Here is a 19,860-nt window from a genome sequence, read left to right on the forward strand (position 1 = left end):
TGACCTCCTCACCGAGAGGTCTGCTTTTTGTCCGTTGTTGTCACGATAGTTCCGGCCCGGGGTAGAGGCCATGCGGGCCCGGACGTATCCAGCTCGTGCCGGTCCGCCCAGTTCTGCAGTGCCGTGCGGCACGCGTGGTCCAGGTGGTGCAGGCCGGACAGGTCGAGGCGGACCGGACGGTCTCGGGGCAGGGACTCCAGACTGTCGAGGATCTTCGGCAGTCGCAGGAAGGTGGCGTTGCCGGACAGGTACACCTCGATCGGCCCCGCGCCCTTGTCGATGATCTCGAGGCGCAGGTGCGAGGCCTCCCAGGCGGTCTTGACCACCGCGAGCGCCAGCCCGATCAGCACACCCTCGAACATGCTGACGGCCACGATCGACACGGCCGTGACCGTCAGCACCAGCGCCTCGCCCCGGTGCTCGCGCCACAGCACGGCCAGTGCCCGGACGGGGACCAGCTTGGCGCCGGAGTGGATCAGGATGCCCGCGAGCGCCGGGAGCGGGATGTAGCCGAGCGCGTCCGGCAGCAGCGCGGCGAACAGCAGCAGCCAGAGGCCGTGCAGCACCCGGGACGCCTTCGTACGGGCGCCCGCCTGGACATTGGCGGCGCTGCGCACGATCACCGCGGTCATCGGCAGTGCGCCGAGCAGCCCGCACACCGTGTTGCCCACGCCCTGTGCGACCAGTTCCCTGTCGTACTCGGTGCGTGGACCGGAGTGCAGCCGGTCCACGGCCGCCGCGCTGAACAGCGACTCGGCGGACGCGATCAGCGTGAACGCGGCGATCGTGCCGAGCACCCCGGGCCCGGCCGACTCGGTGAACGCGCTCAGTGGTGGCGGCTGGACCGCGTCCAGCAGCCCCCGCACCTCGACGGTGGCCACCGGCAGGTCCGAGGTCGCTACGACCAGCGTGGCGAGGCCGACCGCGGCGAGCGGACCGGGTACGGTCCGCAGCTTCGCCGGGGCGTGCTTCCACAGCATCAGGACCGCGACCGTGCCCGCGCAGAGCGTGAGCGAGGCGAGCCCGGTCCCGTCACCGAGGGCGTCGAGCAACCCGCGGGGCAGACCGGTCACCTTGTCCAGGCCCGAGCGGGGAGCCTTGGCTGCCATGGCCGGATACAGCTGTCCGGCTATCAGCACCAGACCGATGCCTGCCAGCATGCCCTCGACCACCGAGACCGAGATGGCCCGGAAGTACCGGCCCAGTCTCAGGGCGCCCATGAGGATCTGGAGCACACCGGTGGCGAGCACGATCACGCCGAGCACCGGCAGGCCGAACTCCTGAACCGCCTCGAACACGAGCACGGTCAGCCCGGCCGCAGGCCCCGACACCTGCAGGCTGCTGCCGCGCAACAGCCCCGTGACGACACCGCCCACGATGCCGGTGACCAGTCCCAGCTCCGCCGGGACACCGGAGGCGACGGCCACGCCCACGCACAGCGGCAGCGCGACCAGGAAGACCACGAGGGAGGCCGCGAAGTCCTGCCGCAGATGAGGAAAGCGGGACGTACGGAATAAACGGGACATACGGGTGCTGGGATTGGGCATCGGCGCGCTCACAGTGCCTCGAAGGTGTCGGTCTGCGGGCGGTGCGCCCGTACGGCGCCGGTGTGCACCTCGTAGTACCAGGCGTGCAAGGTCAGCCGGCCCGCGGTCAGCCCGCGCTCGACACACGGGTACGAGCGAAGCCGCAGCAACTGCGTCAGGACGTGGCTGCGCACGCCCTCGGCGACCTCCGGGTCCTCGGCCGCACCGGCCGGGCGCGGGGTGGCCTGGGCCAGCCAGTCGCGCACGGCGGGCACGGCGGTCAGATCGTCGCCGCGCACCAGCGCGCCGACCGCGCCGCAGTGGGAGTGCCCGCAGACGACGACGTCCCGGACACCGAGCACCTCCACGGCGTACTCGATGGTGGCGGCCTCGCTCGTGGGGTGCTGCGAGACGTACGGCGGGACGATGTTGCCCGCGGTGCGCAGCTCGAACAGCTGGCCGGGGCGGGCGCCGGTGATCAGGGCCGGGACGACCCGGGAATCGGAGCAGGTGATGAACAGCACCTGCGGAGACTGGCCTTCGGCGAGCTCGGCGAACTCCTCAGGGCGTTGTCCGAAGGTACGGGCGTTGTCGATGAGGGGCTGCATGGTATGTGGGTTCCTCCTGGCGCGCCTTCCCGGCGCGTCGGGCCTGCACGACGTTCGTGGGGGACCGTGGGGGAGAGCTTGACCCTCAGCAGCGGAAGACCTGAAGCGCTGCCGGGGAGTGGGTTCTGGAGGATCTCGTGGCGCCGTGACCGGGGCCGCCGGACCCGGCCGGCGGATGCGGACCGGCCGGCGGCCGGGCGGACGACGGGCGCTCCTGTGCCCAGCCGGAACCGGAACCGCGCTGCCGGTCACGGGTGTGCCGGGTACCCACGGGCTCGACCGGGTGGGACGGGGCGCGGAAGGCGTCCGCCGTGTCCCGCAGCGGCTTCGTCGGGGGCGTTGTCACGGGCCCGCCCTTGGCCCTCGCATGACTGAGCGTGTGTGCGGATGTGAAGGATCCCGTGGGTGCGAAGAACCCGAGGGTGAGCAGGGTGGCCGCGAGCAGGGTGAGGACGGTACGGGCCGTCGTGCCTCGGAACATGCGCCCCCCTTCGGGAAGTCCACGCTTCTCGTCCGCGCCAAGCGTTGGTCAATGGATGGTCAAGAAACACATTAACCCCGCAAAGTCATTTGCGGGGTCAATCACACGTCATGTGCGTGAAAGAGCGTGGAAAGTGCGGGTGGGCGGCGTGAATCCGCTCCTTGACGGTGGCCGGGTGGCCGGGTGGCCGGGTGGCCGGGTGGCTAGGAGCGGACGAGCCCCTTCGCGTCCCGGGCCAGGGCGGTGAGCCGGGATATCGCGCGGAAGTACTTCTTGCGGTATCCGCCGTTCAGCATCTCCTCGCTGAACAGCTGGTCGAACGGCAGCCCGGAGGCCAGCACCGGGACCTCGCGGTCGTACAGCCGGTCCGCCAGCACCACCAGCCGCAGCGCCGTCGACTGGTCCGGGACCGGGCGCACGTCGGTCAGGCACACCGCCGTCAGCCCGTCGGTCAGGGCGCCGTACCGGCTGGGGTGCACCCGGGCCAGATGCTCCAGCAGGTGCGGGAAGTCGTCCAGCGAGGCGCCCGCGGTGGCGTACGCCGCCTTCGCCACCTGCTCGTCGGAGTACGGCGCCGGTGCCTCGGGCAGGCCGCGGTGACGGTAGTCCTCGCCGTCGATGCGCAGGGTGCGGAAGTGGGCGGACAGGCCCTGGATCTCGCGCAGGAAGTCGGCGGCGGCGAACCGGCCCTCGCCGAGCTTGCCGGGCAGCGTGTTGGAGGTGGCGGCGAGCGCCACACCCGCCTCGACCAGCTTGCCCAGCAGCGTGGAGACGAGGACGGTGTCGCCCGGGTCGTCCAGCTCGAACTCGTCGATGCACAGCAGGCGGTGGCCGCTCAGCGTCTGCACGGTCTGCTGGAAGCCGAGCGCGCCGACCAGGTTGGTCAGCTCCACGAAGGTGCCGAACGCCTTGAGCGCGGGCTCGGCCGGGGTGGCGTGCCAGAGGGAGGCGAGGAGGTGGGTCTTGCCGACGCCGTAGCCGCCGTCGAGGTAGACGCCGCGCGGGCCGGCCGGTGACTTGGCGGCCTTCGCCCTGCCGAAGCCGAACAGGCCCTTCCTGCCGGGCTTGCCGGCACCGGAGGCGTGCGCGCCGCCGAGCCCGGAGGCGAAACCCTCCAGCGTCCCGACGGCCTCGGTCTGGCTGGGCTGGTTCGGGTCCGGGATGTAGGTGGCGAAGCGCACCGAGTCGAAGCGCGGCGGCGGCACCATCTCGGCGACCAGACGATCCGCGGGGACGTACGGCTCACGGGCGCACAGGGACAGCGGGCCCGCTTCGATCGCAGGACTGGAACCGGGGGCGGAGGTGGAGGACGACACGGTCATCCATGCTAAGCGCCGTGTCAGACTGCACGACATGCGACGCCTGTTCCCTGTGACCGACGAAACAGCAGCCCAGACCCCGGGCGGGGGTCCCGGCTCCGGCGGGGCTCCCGGTGCGCTCGTGGACCGTGAGTGGAGCCTCGCCGAACTGGCGGCGGTCTACGCCTACCCGCGGCCCGAGCCGGGCGCCCCGCGGCCGTGGCTGCGGGCCAACATGGTCTCCACCCTGGACGGCGCCGCCCAGCACGAGGGTCGTTCCCAGCCCATCTCCAGCGCCGCCGACATGCGGATCTTCGGCACGCTGCGGGCGCTCGCGGACGTCGTCGTGGCCGGTGCGGAAACGGTACGGCAGGAGGGGTACCGCCCGGCACGCGCACGGGAGGAGTTCGCTGACGTCCGCAAGGCCGCCGGGCAGCAGCCCGCCCCGGCGATCGCGGTCATCAGCGCGAGCCTGGACCTGGACTACTCCCTCCCGCTGTTCACCTCGGCCCTGGTGCCCACGCTGATTCTCACCGGCGCCGGGGCGGCCCCGGACCGCGTGGCCGCCGCCGAGCGGGCCGGCGCCCGGGTGGTGATCGCCGGGGACGGTACGGGCGTCGACCCCGCACGCGCGGTACGCGCTCTCGCCGACCTCGGTCACACGCGGCTGCTCACCGAGGGCGGGCCGCGGCTGCTCGGCCAGTTCGTGGCCGCCGGGGTGCTGGACGAGCTGTGCCTGACCGTCTCGCCCATGCTCACGGCAGGGGACGCCCAGCGCATCGCCGGAGGTCCCCCGGTCGCCGTGCCGCGCCGCTTCGAACTCGTGTCCCTCCTGGAAGAGGACGGATTTCTGTTCAGTCGTTACCGCCGGTCCTGAAAACAGCGGAATCCGCCGCTCCTGGGCAGGATGGTTTCCGCAGGGCCTGAGTGGGCCCACGGAGGAGAAAGAGGCGCCTGGTGTTCACAAGCGTTCTGATGATCGAAAAGGCCCTGTCGTCCGTCGACGTGGATTTCGTCACGACCCTGCACGCGGAGGAGCCGGTCACCTTCCACGTGCTCCTCCAGCCGCGCGGAGACCAGGACCGCCTGCTGCGGGCCATCGACGACATCGCGCTCGGCGAGCTCGACGACGCCGTCCGCGAGGCCACGGGCCCGGACGGGGAGACGGTGAAGGGGGCCGCCGAGAAGGCGCTGGAGGTCTCCGTGCGGGCGCTGCGGGCCGCCGGGAGCCAGGCGGAGGGCAGACTCGTCGAGCACCATCCGCTGGACGCGCTGAAGGACCTGGTGGCCGAGGTGGGGGCGGACGAGGTGATCGTGCTGACCGCTCCGCACTATGTGGAGGAGTTCTTCCACCGGGACTGGGCCTCTCGGGCACGGCACAAGGTGGGGGTGCCGGTGCTGAAGCTCTTCGCGCACGGGGAGGAGTAGGCCGTCTCTTCCGGACCACTCGCACGGGGTGCGATACGTTGCCGCCATGACTGGACTCGGACCCGTCGCCTGGCCCCCTGCCCCGACGAGGACCGAACGGCTCGTGCTCCGCGAGTCCGAGGCCCGGGACCGTGCGGCGTTCATCGAGCTGTTCGCCTCGCCGGAGGTGGGCACCTACACCGGTGGCCCTCGACCGCGTGACGAGCTCGAGCGCGCGGTGCCCGAGGTGCCCGGGCGGCGCCCTGGCTGTTTCGTGATCGATCTCGACGGCGAGATGATCGGCATGGTCACACTCGACCGACGCGACGCAGAGCGTCCGGGGCACGTCCGTCCGGATGCCGGGGAGGCCGAGCTCGGTTACATGTTCCTGCCGGAAGCGTGGGGACGCGGGTACGCCGCCGAGGCGTGCGCAGCGGCACTCGACTGGTTCGCCGACGTACTCCCCGGCGAGCCGGTGGTGCTGTGCACCCAGACCGCCAACCACCGCGCGATGCGCCTCGCGGCGAAGCTCGGGTTCACCGAACGGGAGCGGTTCGAGGAGTACGGCGCCGAGCAGTGGTTCGGCGTCTGGTCCTCGGTCACGCCGTCCGGTTGAGCCGGCCGTCGCGCCGTTCCCCGCGCCCCTTGCGAAGCGTCCCGTGTTCCAGCGCATAGGCTAGGCATGCTCAGCTCGCACCGTCATCCTGGGAGAAGAACGCATGGCACCCGGCCTTCCTGCCGCCATGGACCGACCGCACTTCATCGGCATCGGGGGCGCCGGGATGTCGGGCATCGCCAAGATCCTCGCGCAGCGCGGTGCCGAGGTGGCCGGCTCCGACGCCAAGGACTCGGCGACCGCCGAGGCGCTGCGGGCGCTGGGCGCCACCGTGCACATCGGCCACGCCGCCGAGCACCTCGCCGACGACGCGAGCTGTGTCGTCGTGTCGTCGGCGATCCGCCCGGACAACCCGGAACTGGTCCGCGCCGCCGAGCGGGGCATCCCGGTGGTGCACCGCTCCGACGCGCTCGCCGCCCTGATGGAGGGGCTGCGTCCGATCGCCGTGGCCGGTACCCACGGCAAGACCACGACCACCTCCATGCTGGCGGTCTCCCTCGGTGAGCTGGGCCTGAAGCCGTCGTACGCCATCGGCGGCGATCTGGACGCGCCCGGCTCCAACGCGCTGCACGGCGAGGGCGACATCTTCGTCGCCGAGGCGGACGAATCCGACCGCAGCTTCCACACGTACGCGCCCGAGGTCGCCATCGTCCTCAACGTCGAGCTGGACCACCACGCCAACTACGCCTCGATGGACGAGATCTACGAGTCCTTCGAGACCTTCGCCGGGAAGATCGTCCCCGGCGGCACGCTGGTGATCTCCGCCGACCACGAGGGCGCCCGTGAGCTGACCCGGCGGCTGGCCGGGCAGCAGGTGCGGACGGTGACCTACGGCGAGGCCGAGGACGCGGACGTACGGGTCCTCGCGATCGTCCCGCAGGGGCTGAAGAGCCAGGTCACCGTGGTGCTGGACGGGCAGGAGCTGACCTTCGGGGTGTCCGTGCCCGGCCGCCACTACGCGCTCAACGCCGTCGCCGCGCTCACCGCCGGCGCCGCCCTCGGCATCCCGGCCGCCGAACTGGCGCCCGCGCTGGCCGCCTACACCGGCGTCAAGCGGCGGCTCCAGCTCAAGGGCGAGGCGGCCGGCGTCCAGGTGATCGACTCCTACGCCCACCACCCCACGGAGATGACCGCCGACCTGGAGGCCATGCGGGCCGCCGCCGGTGACTCGCGGATCCTCGTCGTCTTCCAGCCGCACCTGTTCTCCCGCACCCAGGAGCTGGGCAAGGAGATGGGCCAGGCCCTGGCGCTCGCCGACGCCTCCGTCGTGCTCGACATCTACCCGGCCCGCGAGGACCCGATCCCGGGCGTCACCAGCGCACTGATCATCGATGCCGCGCGGGCCGCCGGGGCCGTCGTGACCGCCGTGCACGACAAGACGGAGATCCCCGCGGTGATCGCGGGAATGACCAGGCCCGGCGACCTCGTTCTCACCATGGGCGCGGGCGACGTGACCGACCTGGGCCCGCTGATCCTGGACCGCCTGTCGCAGTGAAGGGGCTGAGGCTCATGTCGTACGACGTCGAGAAGCCGGACGAGCAGTGGCGGGCGGAGCTGACCCCGGCGGAGTACGCCGTACTGCGCCAGGCCGCCACCGAGCCGGCCTTCACCGGTGAGTACACGGACACCAGGACCAAGGGTGTGTACTCCTGCCGGGCCTGCGGCGCCGAACTGTTCACCTCAGAGACCAAGTTCGCCTCGCACTGCGGCTGGCCGTCCTTCTACGACCCCAAGAACACCGACGCCGTGGAGCTGGTCGAGGACCGCTCGCACGGGATGGTGCGCACCGAGGTCCGCTGCGCCCGCTGCGGCTCCCATCTCGGGCACGTGTTCGAGGGCGAGGGATATCCGACCCCGACCGACCAGCGGTACTGCATCAACTCGATCTCGTTGCGGCTGGCGCCCGACGGCGACTGACGGGGCGTCCGTCCGGGGTCCGCGGCCCGTGCTGCAGGGCACGGCGCCCGCGGTCCTGCCGGTCCTGCCGGTCCCGCGTCTCGGCTACCCTCGTACCCTTCGTACCTGAAGACCCGTCTGAGGAGGGCCAGTTGAGGGGGAGTGCAGGGGCCGTCCAGCCGGACGGGGGGAAGGCTCGCGGGCGGGACCTGCGGAGCCGGGAGTTTCCGGTGCTCACCACGGGAACACCGCTGGAGCGGCAGGAGTCGGTGCGGGCGCTGCGCGCCTGGGCCGAACGGGAAGCCGAGGACGCCATCGAGTGGTACCTCGAGGACAAGCGGCTCAACCGGCTCGGATCCCGTGTCATCCGGGGCCTGATGATCGTGCTCGCCACGACCGGCACGGTCATCCCGCTGGCCGGCGCGGCCACGGGGGCGGAGGTCCAGAGCTGGGGCTATGTGTTCCTGGCCGCAGCCGCCGGCTGCAAGGGCTTCGACTACTTCTTCGGCCTCTCCACGGCCTGGATGCGCGACGTCACGGCGGCGCAGGCGCTGCGCGGCGAGTTGAACGAGTTCCGGCTGGCCTGGTCGGCCGAACTGCTCCGCGATGTCACCGGCGAGCCCGAACAGGCGGTGATCGCGCGCAGACTGACACTGATCGGCGGCTTCGTCGGCAGGGTCCGCGCGCACCTGGAGTCCGAGACCGCGGACTGGGCGGCGGAGTTCCGGGCCGGGTTGCAGCAGGTGCAGGACCAGGCGGTGGCGCTGCCGGCGCCGCGCGCGACCGGTACGACGGCGGAGCGCTGACCGCTCGGTTCCCGCACTCGTCCCCCTGGCCGACTGCGCCCGTCGCTCCACTCCGGTCCGCTCCGGTCCGGTTGGGTCCGGTCCGGTCCGGTCTGGTCCGGTCTGGTCCGCTTCGGTCTGGTCCGGTCCGGTCTGGTCCGGTCTGGTCCGCTTCGGTCTGGTCCGCTCCGGTCCGCTCCGCGCCACCGCTGGTTCCCGAGGAAGTGCCGTGCCGTGTGCCCCCCGCTCGGCAACCGCCCGCCCGCTGGAACGGGTGCTGCACTCGCCGGCCGACCCCGCCTCACTGCTGCCGTGGCCCGGCTCCGTCCGGCTGTGGGCGACGAGACCGGCCCCGGGCCGGCCGCCGGCGCCGAGGACCATGCGCGGCCCGACCCGTGACGGACGGGCCGTGACGTGTGCCGCCGACGGAACGGAGACGAGGAGGACAACTGCGCGGGGTTCTCGGGCCGGCAGGCCGGCGACGGTCTTTCGGGTACGAGGCGATCGGCCGGGACGCCGAGCCGCTGCCCGACGCCCGGTGGGCCGCCGTGGCGGCCCCGTGGACCCGTCCCGCCTGGCCTGAAATCCCCCTTTCTTTCCCGGAGTCGCTGCCTTCCGGCACGGATGATCTCTACCGTGGTGGCAGCGGAGGCGGTGACGAGGAGGGAGTGACGTGGCGGCGGAGATCGCGGCCCTGGCCGGAGTGGGCGCGGCCAGTGTGGTGCAACTGGTCGTCAACGAGGGATTCGCCTGGACCAAGGAGCGGATCCGGAGCCTGTTGCGCACCGGCGAAGCCGCGGGCGAGCAGGACCCCGGTCAGGGCGGGAGCGAGGGCGCGCGTGAAGCCGAAGTGGACCGGCTCCTCGGGGAGCTGGCGGACGCCCAGCACAGGGGTGACGCCGACGCGCTCGACGCTGCCGAGGAGGCGCTGACCGCCTGGTTGCAGGAACTGCTGGCCCGCCACCCGCAGGCTGAGCCCCGACTGCGTGCCCTCACCGGCCCGTTCACCGGACACCGGCCCGCGGCCACCGTCTCGTCCGCCTTCCTCCACTACGTCAACAACGAGCCCGCCTTCCAGCGGATGGACGCCCACTGGGCCCGCTGCCGCGAGGCCGCCGCCGTCACCGTCTTCTTTCTCAGCGGTCTGCCGGGCGTCGGCAAACGCACCACCGCCCGCCGCTGGCTGCACACGCACGCGGACGTCTTCACCGACGAGCCGCTGCACGCCGACCTCGCCGTCACCGAGCCCGCCCGGCGCGCCGACCCGGCCGCCGTCCTGGAACGCTGGCTCGACCAGCTCGGCGTCCGCCGCGAGGAGCGGCCCGCCGACGTGGCGGACAAGGCCGACCTGGTACGGCGCACCGTGCGCGAACGCGGGCGCCCCTTCGCCGTACTGCTGGAGAACGTCACCACCACCGCCCAGCTCAGGCCGCTGCTGCCCGACTCACCGCACGCCGTCGTCCTGATCACCGGGCAGACCGAACCCCCCGGCCTGCACCAGGTGCTGGACGCCGAAGCCGTCCGGCTCGGACCGCTCACCGAGCAGCACGCCCTGGAGCTGCTGTGCCGGGTCAGCCGCAGCACCGAGGACCCGGAGACCTTCCGGCCCCTGCTGTCGTACGTCGGCGGGCTGCCGCTCGCGCTGCGGCTGCTCGCCGGGCATCTGCGCACCCCCGGCCCCGGCGGCGTGGCGGACGTCCTGGAGCAGCTCACCGACCGGGCCGGACGCCAGGAGCTGCTGCGTCCCGCGGACGACTCCCTCACCCGCGCCTTCGACCTGGGCTACGCCGGCCTCGACGCGGGAGCGGCCCGCCTGTACCGGAGCCTCGGCCTGCACCCCCGGGTGGAGGTCCAGCTCGACGCGGTCTACGCGCTGCTGCCAGAGCGCGATCCCGCCGCCGTCCGCCGTGACCTGCGCGCGCTGCTCGTCGCCGGCCTGGTCGAACGCTGGGGTGTGGACGCCTATCTGCTGCACCCCTACGTCCACGACCACGCCGCCGAACGCGCCGAGCGGGAGGACCCGGAGGCGGAGCGCGCCGCGACCGAGGGCCGGATCGTCACCCACTACCGGGACCTCGCCGAGCGCGCGGAGGCCGCCCTGTCCGGCCGCTGGCGCCATGACCCCATGGGCAGCTACGCCGCCCGCCAGCGGCCCGCCCCGGGCGCCGACCCGGAACGGGACCTGGTCCGCCGCCGGGCCGCCCTGCTGGCCGCCGTGCATCTGGCCGCCCGCACAGGACGGCACGAGGACGCCTGGCGGCTGTGCCAGGGGCTGTGGACCGTCCAGTTGCGCACCGGCAGCCACGCCGAGTGGATCGAATCGCGCCGGATCGGCTGGGAGAGCGCACGAACGTCCGGCGACCGGATGGCCGAGGCGCGGATGCGGTTCGAGTGGGGCTTCGGGCACCTGGACAGGTGGAGCGTGGCCGAGGGCGACCCGGCCCGCGCCCGCGAGCACCTCACGGAGGCACTGCGGCTGACCGGTCTCGACGCGACCGGCGTGGACGGCCCGGCTACGGCGGCCCAGGCCGAGGGGGACCCGGGCGAGGGGGAGCGGCGCACCGCCTCCAGCGCGCTGGAGGCACTCGGCCTGCTGGAGCTGAAGCTGCGCCGGCCCGAGCTCGCCCTCGACCGCTTCGACCAGGCCCTCGCCGCGCTCGGCGGCCTCCCGCACCCGCGGGGCCGCGCGCTGCTCGACCTGCACCGGAGCCGGGCGCTGAGCGCGCTCAACCGCCACAACGACGCCGAGCGGACTCTCGCCCGGGCCCGCGCCGAGTTCGACCGGCTGGGGGACTCCTTCAATCTCGGCAAGACCTGGCTGCGATACGCGGAGGACCGCCACGCCTGCGGCCAACCCGCAGCCGCCCTGGAGGCGTCGGGCCGGGCGGCCGACTGCCTGCGTTCCGCCGGGAACGACTACTTCCAGGCGGTGGCCCTGCTCCTGAAAGGCGACATCCTGCGCGAGCTGGGCCGCCCCGCCGGCGCGGAGTGGACGGCCGCCCGTGACCTCTTCGAACAAGCCGGCAGCAGCCGTGCGGAGGAGGCGCGGGCCCGGCTGGCCGCCGAGTAGGCCCGGCACGGCGTCAGCCGGTGCCGGGTGTCCCTTCGGGCGAGGTGAGTTCGAGCAGCCCCGGCTCCATGCCGCTGCCCGCCCGCACCCGCAGCCGGATACGGCCGCCCGTCCGGGGCGCCGCCGTCACCCAGGCGTGCGCGGCGGAGGCGGCCGAGGCGAACGACGCCCATGCGGGCCGCCGCAGCCAGCGGCAGCGCAGGGGCGTTCCGCCGGCGGGCAGCAGCAGGCAGCCGGCGTCCGGCTCCTCCACGGCCACCAGCGCGGCGCCGGGGAAACGGGCCGCGAGAGCGGCCCGGGACAGCGCGTCCGGCCCGGCGAGCCGACCCAGCGGGACCAGCAGGACGTCGGCGGAACGGGGCCAGCGGACGTCGGGATCGTCCGGGTCGGCGGTGAGCCGGGCCCCGGCCAGATGCCGGTCCTGGGCGCGCTGATGGACGGCCGGGTAGCGGTGCAGGGTGACCGTCGCCGCCGGGCCGTCGGCGTGCTCCACGACGTTCGCGGTGACGAACTTCGCCTCCTCGTAGGGCAGGTGCCGCAGCGGCCGGGGCGTCGTGGGGACCGGGATCGGACGGGTGGTGGCCGGGTGGCCGGGCTCAGGCAGAGCGAGCCGGCCGTAGAACAGCCGGCGCAACAGGGCGGCGGCACGGCCGGGTTCGGAGGTCACCTCGCGGGCCACCTCGGCCAGGGCGCGGTCGTACGGCTGGCTTTCGGCGGCGGACCGGAGCTGGGCGAGGAGCGGGCGCGTACGGTCGAGGCGGGGCAGGAGACGGCCGAGACGGTCCATGGGGGAGCCGGCGGCGACCGTGGCGTCCTCGAACGCGCCCAGTACGCATGGAATTCCGAGGGACACTCCATAGAACGTCACCGACCCGTGGTCGCCGACGAGACAGTCGGCGGCGCACAGGGCCGCTTTCCAGGTCTCCGTCTCCGGAACGGGCAGCAGCAGCCCGGAATCGACGTAGGGAGCCAGCCAGTTCTGCCATTGCCAGACGCTGTGCCGGTGCCAGGCGTTGGGGTGGATGGCGGCCAGTACGCGGAACTCGTCCGAGGGCAGTTCCGCGAGCGCGCGCCGGATCAGGTCGGTGTGCGGGGTGCCGAGCGCGGAGCCCTGGCCCCAGGTGGAGGAGACGACGAGGAGACGCTGGCCCGGTCGCAGGCCGAGGGCGCGGCGGTAGGTTTCACGGAAGGGCAGCCCGGCGGCGAGCTGGTCGGCGCACGGGTCACCGGCGACGACGGCACGGGGCAGCGCCTGCGGGCAGCCTGCGGCCAGCCGCGCCAGCTGCTCGGTGTGGGACAGCACGACGGCCGTCGGCACGACCTCTCCGCCGTGCACCAGCCACTCCTCGGTCAGCCCGAAAGCCCCGGCTCCCGGCTCCCGGCTCCCGGCTCCCGGCTCCCGGCTCCCGGCTCCCGGCTCCCGGCCTGATCTTCTTATTGTAGCCAGCGCCGTGCGGCGTACCGATCAAAGGGAAACGAAGCTCGTGCAGACTTCCGCCCCGATTGGTGGCGATGGCGAGGTCGAAATCCTGGGTGACCGCCTCGGGCCACGGCACGTGTTTCATCCCACGGGATTCCAGGAATTCCCGTACTCCCGAATCCAGCGCCGATGACTGTGTGCAGGAGAACACGACCTCGACCCTGCCGTCCCCCTCGAACAGCGCCAGTAGGTCCAGCAGCCGCGTCGCGGAGGTGATGTTGTGCACCACCCCGAGCACGCGCCGCTCGGCGACCACGGTGTCCCACACCTGCCCCTGTGCCAAGACCACCCCTTGCGAACACCGCCCACGGACCTCGTGCCACACGATATGGCGCCGAGGTCACCGCCGTCCGCCCGGCCCTGGAGATCGCCCTCGGCTTCCACCGCGCCGTACACGACGACCGGGAGCGAGCGGCCGTCTGCCTCGAGCACTCTCCGTCTAGACTCGGCGGGCAACGGCTCAGGCGCTGCCAACTCCGAAGGGTATTCGGCGTTTTGATACGGATAGATGCAGTCACGAAGCGGTACCCGGACGGCACTGTGGCGGTCGACGGGCTGTCGCTGGAGATACCGGACCGTGCCGTCACCGTCCTCGTCGGACCCTCCGGCTGCGGCAAGACCACGACCCTGCGGATGATCAACCGGATGATCGAGCCGACCGAGGGCAGCATCCTCCTCGACGGCGCGGACATCCGGCAGCAGCCGGTCAACTCACTGCGCCGGTCCATGGGTTACGTCATCCAGAACGCCGGCCTCTTCCAGCACCGCACCATCCTCGACAACATCGCCACCGTGCCCCGCCTGCTCGGCTGGAGCAAGCAGAGGGCACGCGCCCGTGCCGCGGAGCTGATGGAGCGGGTCGGGCTCGACCCCGCGCTCGCCAAGCGGTACCCGTACCAGCTCTCGGGCGGCCAGCAGCAGCGCGTCGGCGTGGCCCGCGCGCTCGCCGCGGATCCTCCCATCCTGCTGATGGACGAGCCGTTCTCCGCCGTCGACCCGGTGGTGCGCAAGGGACTGCAGGACGAACTCCTCCGGATCCAGGAGGAGTTGGGCAAGACCATCGTCTTCGTCACGCACGACATCGACGAGGCGATCAAGCTGGGCACGATGGTCGCCGTGCTGCGCACCGGCGGCAGGCTCGCCCAGTTCGCGCCGCCCGCGGAACTGCTCAGCGCACCCGCCGACACCTTCGTGGAGGACTTCCTCGGCGCTGACCGCGGCATCCGCCGGCTGTCCTTCTTCCCGTCCACCGGGCTGGAGCTGGAGACCGCACCGGTGGTCGCCGCCGACGCGACGGCCGACCGGTTCACCGCTCACGCCACCGCCCCCTACCTCCTCGTCACGGACCCCGAAGGCAGGCCGCTCGGCTGGGGCGAGCCGGACCGGCTCGCCGCCGGGGAGACCGGCCGCGAGCAACTGCTCCCCTGTGGGCGGCCGTTCGTGCCCGGCACCGACTCACTGCGCACCGCACTCGACGGGGCGGTGCTCTCGCCGACCGGCTGGGCCGTGGCCGTCGACGACACCGGGCGCGCCGTCGGCGTCGTCTCCCAGCAGGCCATCGGCGAGGCGATCCGCGCCGCCCACGAGGCCGGCCGGACGGACCCGAAGGCCGTCGGATGAACGGCTTCTTCGACCTGCCGAGCGATCTCCAGTACACCTACGTCGGCCTGATCGGCCTGCATCTGCGCGAGGCCCTGCTGCCGGTGCTGGCCGGACTGCTCCTGTCGCTGCCGGTGGCCCAGCTGTGCGTGCGGTTCCGCTGGCTCTACCCGCCCGTCCTCGGCGTCACCACCGTGCTCTACGCCATCCCGTCGCTGGCCTTCTTCGTCGTCCTCATCGACTACACCGGCCAGTCCGAGACCACGGTGATGATCCCGCTCGGCGTGTACAGCCTCGTCGTGCTGGTCCCGGCGATCGTGGACGGCGTCCGCTCGGTGCCGCCGGAGACCCTGGCCGCGGCCCAGGCCATGGGCTTCGGAGCCGTACGGCGCTATCTCCAGGTGCAGTTGCCCATCGCCGTACCCGCGATCATCGCGGGACTGAGGGTGGCGACCGTGTCGAGCATCTCCCTCGTCAGCGTCGGCATGCTCATCGGCAACCAGGGCGCCCTCGGCAACATGCTCTACGACGCGAACATCTACCACCGGCCCGCGCTCGCCGTGAACTCCGTGCTGACCACAGCGGTCCTGGCGATCCTCGCCGACGCCGTGCTGGTCCTCGTCCGCAGGCTGCTGACCCCGTGGATGCCGAGGAAGGGTGCCGTCCGGTGAACATTCTGAGTCTCGCGCACGCCTTCTTCGGCGACAGTGCCCACTGGCACGGCTCCGACGGCATCCCCGCCCGGGTCACCGAGCACGTCCTGTACTCCCTGGAGGCGCTCGCGATCGCCGCCGCGATCGGACTGCCCGTAGGCCTGGTCACCGGGCACTACGGGCGCGGCGGCAACGCCCTGGCGCTGATCGCCACCGCCGGTCGCGCGCTGCCCAGCTTCGGGCTGCTGGTGCTGATGTTCATCTGGATCGGGTTCGGCCTGCTGCCCGTGATGATCCCGCTGGTCGTGCTCGCCGTACCACCGGTCCTGGTCACCACCTACGAGGCGATCCGCTCCCTCGACCCGTCCCCGGTGGACGCGGCCCGGGGCATGGGCATGACCGAGCCGCGGATCCTGTTGCAGGTGGAGGTACCGGTCGCGCTCCCGCTGATCCTCGGCGGCCTGCGCACGGCGGCCGTCCAGATCGTCTCCACCGCCACCATCGCCGCCTACGTCAGCCTCGGCGGCCTTGGCCGGTTCATCATCGACGGCCTGTATCAGAGGGACCACGCGAAGGTCATCGGCGGTGCCGTCCTGGTCGCCGGACTGGCGCTCGCGACGCTCGCGGTCTTCTGGGCGGTCTCCCGGGCCGCGGTCTCACCGGGGGTGCGTAGGAGCCGCTGACGCCGCGGTCGGCTCGCAGCCGCCCTTTCGCCGCGCTCAACCCTCCCTCGACAGACGCCAATTGATGAGCTGATCCCCTTGACTGACAAAGAAGCGCCTGGCTTGGATCAGCAGGTGACTACCACCACGCACATCAGCAGGTCCATCCGGAGGAACCGAGGCGCGGCGGCCGTCGCCCTCGTCGCGGCGACGGCCCTGCTGGCGGGCTGTTCCCAGAAGAGCGACGGCGGTGTCGTCGTCGGGTCCAACAACTTCACCGAGAGCATCCTGCTCGCGGACATCTACGGCGAGGCCCTCAAAGCCCAGGGAATCAAGGTCACCTACAAGCCGAACATCGGCAGCCGCGAGACCACTTACGGGCTGCTGAAGAACGGTTCCGTCTCGGTCCTGCCCGAGTACAACGGCGCCCTGCTGGCCTACCTCGACCCGAAGGCCGCCCCCACGAGCGTGGAGGCGACCACCGCCGCCATCAAGGCCCGGCTGGACGCCAAGCTGAGCGTGCTGGAGCCCTCGCCCGCGCAGGACAAGGACTCCGTCACCGTCAACGCGGACACCGCGCAGAAGTACCACCTCACCGCCACCTCCTCCATCGCCGACCTCAAGGGCGTCGCCAAGGACCTGGTCATCGGCGCCTCGCCGGAGTTCCAGACCCGGCAGCAGGGCCTGAAGGGCCTCAAGTCCGTCTACGGCCTCGACTTCAAGTCCTTCAAGGCGCTCGACGCGGGTGGCCCGCTCACCGAGGCGGCGCTGACGAAGAACGCCGTGCAGGTCGCCGACATCTTCACCACGGACCCGACCATCGCCAAGGAGAGGTTCGTCGTCCTGCGGGACCCGAAGAACCTGTTCGGCTTCGAGAACGTCCAGCCGCTGGTCCACAAGGGCGACCTGCCGAAGAAGGGGGTCGACGCACTGAACGCGGTCTCGGCCAAGCTCGACACGGCGACCCTGCTGAGGCTCGACACCCAGGTGCAGTCCCAGCACAAGGACCCGCTGGACGTCGCGAAGGCCTGGCTGACCTCCGCCGGCCTCGACTGACACCGACGGCGGCCGGGCCGGCCGCGACGCCTGGACGACCGGCGCCGACGACGGGACGGCCGGCCGCGACGACGGGACGACCGGCCCCGGCAGCCGCTACGGCCGGCCCCGCCGGCGGCCGGAGTGGCTCATCGGGCTCCGCGGCAGGGACGGAGCCCGGCGAGCGAGGACGGCGGCGGGAGGGGGCGACATGGCCACAGGTTTCAGGAGCCCCCGGCCGCCGGGGCCTGGGACAGGTCCGCCGGTCCTCCGCGTGTGGCCGCCGCGCGTGCCCGCCTGCGGCGCTGCCGACGGCTCACGCGGGGTTCCTGGTCGGGCAGCCACCCGAAGGCCAGGCAGCTGCCGGTGACGCCGAGCAGCAGGCCGAGGAAGAAGCCGCCCAGGTTCGAAGTGATCCAGGTGCCCAGGGACAGCAGGACGCCGGTGATGGAGTAGAAGAGCCGCTGGGCGGGGTTGAAGAGGATCAGCAGGCCCAGCAGCAGCATGAGGCCCGGCAGCAGATAGCCGGCCAGGCCCTGCATCCCGATGTGCATCACGACCCGCATCGAGGCCTTCTCGGTGAACAGGATCTCGCCGCCGCCCAGGGCCAGCAGCAGCCCGCCCCAGAACGGCCGTCGGGCCCGCCACCCGCGGAAGGCCTGCCTGGGTCCCTGACGTGGAGGCACCGGCATGGCTCAGCAACCCGAGTCGCCGAAACGGAGCTTGAGCCCCGGAAGCTTGAACACCCCTGCGGTCGTCGCGTAGTTGGTCTGCCGAAGGTTGCCGATGTGCACGGTGTCGGCCTGCTGGCTGAAGACGCCGATCGGGCCCTTGGCGTTCGCCTTGTCCAGCGTGCTGGCGTCGTTGCCGATCTCGATGTTGTTGAACGCGGCGTCGCCCGACAGCTCCGTCGAGTCGGTGGTCAGGTCACTCGCGGTCACCTTCCGGTCGCCGCCGCCCGCGGTGATCAGCAGGTGGGTGCCGCCGAGGTCGACGCTCTGGCACAACTTGGTGAGCGTGGCCTTCTTGATCGCGGAGGTGACGACGAGCACCTGCCCGCCGGTGTCCCCGGCGTTGGGGCTGCCGTCCGCCATGTTGTCGAGTCCGCCGAACTGCTCGAAGCCGGTGCCGTCGAGGTCCGTCGCGGTGACCGTGAACGGCATGCCGGAGATCGCGAACTGCACACCGAGCGCGCCCTGCGCGGTGAGGACGGCGAGGCCCGCGGCGACGAGCGTGGCGGGCACCGCCATCACCGCGGCCCGGCGTGCCCGGACCCGCCCGCGTCTGTCGCCGGCGGCCGGCTGGGACTCGCAGGCTCCTGACGCTTCGGACGAGGCATCGGTACCAGGGTTCTCGGGGGTGTTGCCGGCGGACGGGAGGTCCGAGGACGAGGCCATGTCTGCTCCCAGGGGCATAGGTCAATGCGGGTTGGGTTCCAGTGGCGCGGTGTCCTGGCGCGGACAGCGGCTGTCGCGCACCCCCTCCTCGCAACTCCCGGTGGATGCAGGGCGGTTCAGGTTACGCGACAGTAGCCTTCCAGGAAGTTACCGCCGGTTACTTTGAGGGGTCAAGGGAGGTGTGGAAAAAGGGTGCCGGATGTGTGCGCACGGCGCCGCCTTGCATCAACTCCCTTTTGATGCCTTGACGTTGATGGTTGAGCAGGTCTACAACTCTCCGTGTTTCCCGGATCCGTGGCGCCGGATCCGGCGAGCGGCACCGGCCGCTTTTCCCGGCCCTCTTCGGACAACCGCTCCGCATCATCACGGCCTCGGCAGGTCGCCGGCTCCGTCTCCTGCCCGGCCGCCCCTTCACGCCCGGCCCTGCCGTCGGCCCTCCTCCCGGAGGGCTGCGGCGGGTGTCGGGTCCGCCGCCGCCGCTCCCGTCGCGTACGGAGAAGGCGCCACGGGCCGGCGGTGACGGCATCGCACGCAAGCCCGCCACCCCCCACTCGCTTCACTGTCCCCACCGAGAAGAGAAGAGAGGCACCCGCATGCGTACGCGTTCCTTACTCGTGCTCGCCGCCACCGCCGGCGCGCTCGCCCTCACCGTGACCGCCCCCGCCTCGGCGGCGAGCGCCGTCCTCACCACCGGGAGCACCGGCGGCACCGCCGTCGCGGTCGGCGCCACCGTGACCGCGCCGCTGGCGAGCGGCACCGCGGCCACGTTCTACTCCAGCACCACCGGCACCAGTGGCATCAAGTGCACCAAGTCCCAGTTCACCGCGACCGTCACTGACAACCCGCCGGCGCCCGGCACCGCCAGCGAGTCGGTCACCGCGCACACCTTCGACCCCACCACGTGCACGAGCAACGTCTCCGGCGTGACCGGCGTCAACGGCATCACGATCGACCACCTGCCCTACAACGCGACGGTCTCCTCCGGCGGAACCCTGCAGGTCCTGCCGCCCAGCGGCTCCACCATCCAGTCCACGGTCTCGCTGCGCACCCTGCTGGGCAGCGTCACCTGCGTCTACCAGGCGGCGAGCCTGAACGGCACCGCCGACAACACCGACGGCAGCATCACCTTCACCAACCAGCAGTTCACCAAGATCTCCGGTTCGTCGCTGTGCTTCGCCAGTGCCTACTTCAGCGGCAAATACGCCCCCGTCACCACCGGCGGCAACCAGGTCTACGTCAACTGAGCGCCGTAGCGGCGGCCTTCGGCTCCTGAGTGGTCAGAACGCCACGCCGGACACGAGTGCTTCGTGTCCGGCGTCCTGCTGCACGGGCCCTTGAAGGACTCAC

At 72.1% G+C, this 19,860-nt stretch carries 19 protein-coding genes; 12 read left to right on the forward strand and 7 right to left on the reverse strand.

What is annotated here, in order from left to right:
• Window positions 1-8 precede the first annotated feature (8 nt).
• From K7G59_RS04825 to zapE, 4 genes are all read right to left on the reverse strand, one after another.
• Entirely contained in the window at window positions 9-1,526 is a 1,518-nt protein-coding gene (locus K7G59_RS04825; RefSeq protein WP_225830560.1) for a SulP family inorganic anion transporter, read from the reverse strand.
• Between the two features lie 29 nt (window positions 1,527-1,555).
• Complete coding sequence (locus K7G59_RS04830) at window positions 1,556-2,134, reverse strand: carbonic anhydrase (protein ID WP_225830561.1); 579 nt, start codon at window positions 2,132-2,134, stop codon at window positions 1,556-1,558.
• An 85-nt stretch (window positions 2,135-2,219) separates the two neighbouring features.
• Window positions 2,220-2,615, reverse strand: coding sequence for a hypothetical protein (locus K7G59_RS04835; protein WP_225830562.1), 396 nt, complete (start codon window positions 2,613-2,615; stop codon window positions 2,220-2,222).
• Window positions 2,616-2,818: 203 nt separating this feature from the next.
• Entirely contained in the window at window positions 2,819-3,931 is a 1,113-nt protein-coding gene (gene zapE / locus K7G59_RS04840) for a cell division protein ZapE (RefSeq protein WP_225830563.1), read from the reverse strand.
• A gap of 37 nt (window positions 3,932-3,968) precedes the next feature.
• Between zapE and K7G59_RS04845 the strand changes: the two genes are divergently transcribed.
• From K7G59_RS04845 to K7G59_RS04875, 7 genes are all read left to right on the forward strand, one after another.
• The gene (locus K7G59_RS04845; protein ID WP_225830564.1) at window positions 3,969-4,790 is read left to right on the forward strand and encodes a pyrimidine reductase family protein; all 822 of its coding nucleotides are present in this window, start codon (window positions 3,969-3,971) and stop codon (window positions 4,788-4,790) included.
• Between the two features lie 80 nt (window positions 4,791-4,870).
• On the forward strand, window positions 4,871-5,341 hold the full coding sequence (locus K7G59_RS04850) for an indole-3-glycerol phosphate synthase (protein WP_225830565.1): 471 nt from the start codon (window positions 4,871-4,873) through the stop codon (window positions 5,339-5,341).
• A 46-nt stretch (window positions 5,342-5,387) separates the two neighbouring features.
• Window positions 5,388-5,936 carry a GNAT family N-acetyltransferase gene (locus tag K7G59_RS04855; protein ID WP_225830566.1) on the forward strand — a complete coding sequence of 183 codons (549 nt, stop codon included), beginning with the start codon at window positions 5,388-5,390 and terminating at the stop codon, window positions 5,934-5,936.
• A gap of 103 nt (window positions 5,937-6,039) precedes the next feature.
• On the forward strand, window positions 6,040-7,431 hold the full coding sequence (gene murC / locus K7G59_RS04860; RefSeq protein WP_225830567.1) for a UDP-N-acetylmuramate--L-alanine ligase: 1,392 nt from the start codon (window positions 6,040-6,042) through the stop codon (window positions 7,429-7,431).
• Window positions 7,432-7,445: 14 nt separating this feature from the next.
• Complete coding sequence (msrB, locus tag K7G59_RS04865; RefSeq protein WP_225830568.1) at window positions 7,446-7,853, forward strand: peptide-methionine (R)-S-oxide reductase MsrB; 408 nt, start codon at window positions 7,446-7,448, stop codon at window positions 7,851-7,853.
• Between the two features lie 131 nt (window positions 7,854-7,984).
• Complete coding sequence (locus tag K7G59_RS04870) at window positions 7,985-8,638, forward strand: SLATT domain-containing protein (RefSeq protein WP_225830569.1); 654 nt, start codon at window positions 7,985-7,987, stop codon at window positions 8,636-8,638.
• Between the two features lie 652 nt (window positions 8,639-9,290).
• Window positions 9,291-11,687 (forward strand): hypothetical protein, encoded by a 2,397-nt coding sequence (locus tag K7G59_RS04875; protein WP_225830570.1) that lies wholly within the window; start codon window positions 9,291-9,293, stop codon window positions 11,685-11,687.
• Between the two features lie 13 nt (window positions 11,688-11,700).
• Here the strand turns inward: K7G59_RS04875 and K7G59_RS04880 are convergent, their stop codons facing one another.
• Window positions 11,701-13,023, reverse strand: a complete 1,323-nt coding sequence (locus K7G59_RS04880) for a hypothetical protein (protein ID WP_225830571.1) — start codon at window positions 13,021-13,023, stop codon at window positions 11,701-11,703.
• 639 nt (window positions 13,024-13,662) lie between these two features.
• Between K7G59_RS04880 and K7G59_RS04885 the strand changes: the two genes are divergently transcribed.
• The 4 genes from K7G59_RS04885 (at window position 13,663) to K7G59_RS04900 (ending at window position 17,137) form a co-directional block, all read left to right on the forward strand.
• Entirely contained in the window at window positions 13,663-14,787 is a 1,125-nt protein-coding gene (locus tag K7G59_RS04885; RefSeq protein ID WP_225830572.1) for an ABC transporter ATP-binding protein, read from the forward strand.
• The gene (locus K7G59_RS04890; RefSeq protein ID WP_225830573.1) at window positions 14,784-15,437 is read left to right on the forward strand and encodes an ABC transporter permease; all 654 of its coding nucleotides are present in this window, start codon (window positions 14,784-14,786) and stop codon (window positions 15,435-15,437) included. The genes K7G59_RS04885 and K7G59_RS04890 overlap by 4 nt, the downstream gene beginning before the upstream one ends.
• Window positions 15,434-16,102, forward strand: a complete 669-nt coding sequence (locus K7G59_RS04895; RefSeq protein ID WP_225830574.1) for an ABC transporter permease — start codon at window positions 15,434-15,436, stop codon at window positions 16,100-16,102. The genes K7G59_RS04890 and K7G59_RS04895 overlap by 4 nt, the downstream gene beginning before the upstream one ends.
• 114 nt (window positions 16,103-16,216) lie before the next feature.
• Window positions 16,217-17,137 carry an ABC transporter substrate-binding protein gene (locus tag K7G59_RS04900; RefSeq protein WP_225830575.1) on the forward strand — a complete coding sequence of 307 codons (921 nt, stop codon included), beginning with the start codon at window positions 16,217-16,219 and terminating at the stop codon, window positions 17,135-17,137.
• A 203-nt stretch (window positions 17,138-17,340) separates the two neighbouring features.
• Here K7G59_RS04900 and K7G59_RS04905 read toward each other — a convergent pair whose 3' ends face one another.
• Together K7G59_RS04905 and K7G59_RS04910 are read right to left on the reverse strand one after the other, a co-directional pair.
• Entirely contained in the window at window positions 17,341-17,808 is a 468-nt protein-coding gene (locus tag K7G59_RS04905; RefSeq protein WP_225830576.1) for a DUF6114 domain-containing protein, read from the reverse strand.
• A gap of 3 nt (window positions 17,809-17,811) precedes the next feature.
• Window positions 17,812-18,513, reverse strand: a complete 702-nt coding sequence (locus K7G59_RS04910) for a DUF6230 family protein (protein ID WP_225830577.1) — start codon at window positions 18,511-18,513, stop codon at window positions 17,812-17,814.
• A gap of 593 nt (window positions 18,514-19,106) precedes the next feature.
• Here K7G59_RS04910 and K7G59_RS04915 point away from each other — a divergent pair.
• A complete protein-coding gene (locus K7G59_RS04915) occupies window positions 19,107-19,757 on the forward strand; it encodes a Tat pathway signal sequence domain protein (RefSeq protein WP_225830578.1) in 651 nt (216 codons plus the stop codon).
• Window positions 19,758-19,860: the final 103 nt, after the last annotated feature.

The organism is Streptomyces sp. NK08204 (assembly GCF_020400585.1).
GTDB lineage: Bacteria > Actinomycetota > Actinomycetes > Streptomycetales > Streptomycetaceae > Streptomyces.

Coding starts and splice junctions, on each gene's coding strand:
- K7G59_RS04825 (WP_225830560.1), bottom strand. CDS start 1,526: ATGTCCCGTTTATTCCGTACGTCCCGCTTTCCTCATCTGCGGCAGGAC.
- K7G59_RS04830 (WP_225830561.1), bottom strand. CDS start 2,134: ATGCAGCCCCTCATCGACAACGCCCGTACCTTCGGACAACGCCCTGAG.
- K7G59_RS04835 (WP_225830562.1), bottom strand. CDS start 2,615: ATGTTCCGAGGCACGACGGCCCGTACCGTCCTCACCCTGCTCGCGGCC.
- K7G59_RS04845 (WP_225830564.1), top strand. CDS start 3,969: ATGCGACGCCTGTTCCCTGTGACCGACGAAACAGCAGCCCAGACCCCG.
- K7G59_RS04855 (WP_225830566.1), top strand. CDS start 5,388: ATGACTGGACTCGGACCCGTCGCCTGGCCCCCTGCCCCGACGAGGACC.
- murC (WP_225830567.1), top strand. CDS start 6,040: ATGGCACCCGGCCTTCCTGCCGCCATGGACCGACCGCACTTCATCGGC.
- msrB (WP_225830568.1), top strand. CDS start 7,446: ATGTCGTACGACGTCGAGAAGCCGGACGAGCAGTGGCGGGCGGAGCTG.
- K7G59_RS04890 (WP_225830573.1), top strand. CDS start 14,784: ATGAACGGCTTCTTCGACCTGCCGAGCGATCTCCAGTACACCTACGTC.
- K7G59_RS04905 (WP_225830576.1), bottom strand. CDS start 17,808: ATGCCGGTGCCTCCACGTCAGGGACCCAGGCAGGCCTTCCGCGGGTGG.
- K7G59_RS04910 (WP_225830577.1), bottom strand. CDS start 18,513: ATGGCCTCGTCCTCGGACCTCCCGTCCGCCGGCAACACCCCCGAGAAC.
- K7G59_RS04915 (WP_225830578.1), top strand. CDS start 19,107: ATGCGTACGCGTTCCTTACTCGTGCTCGCCGCCACCGCCGGCGCGCTC.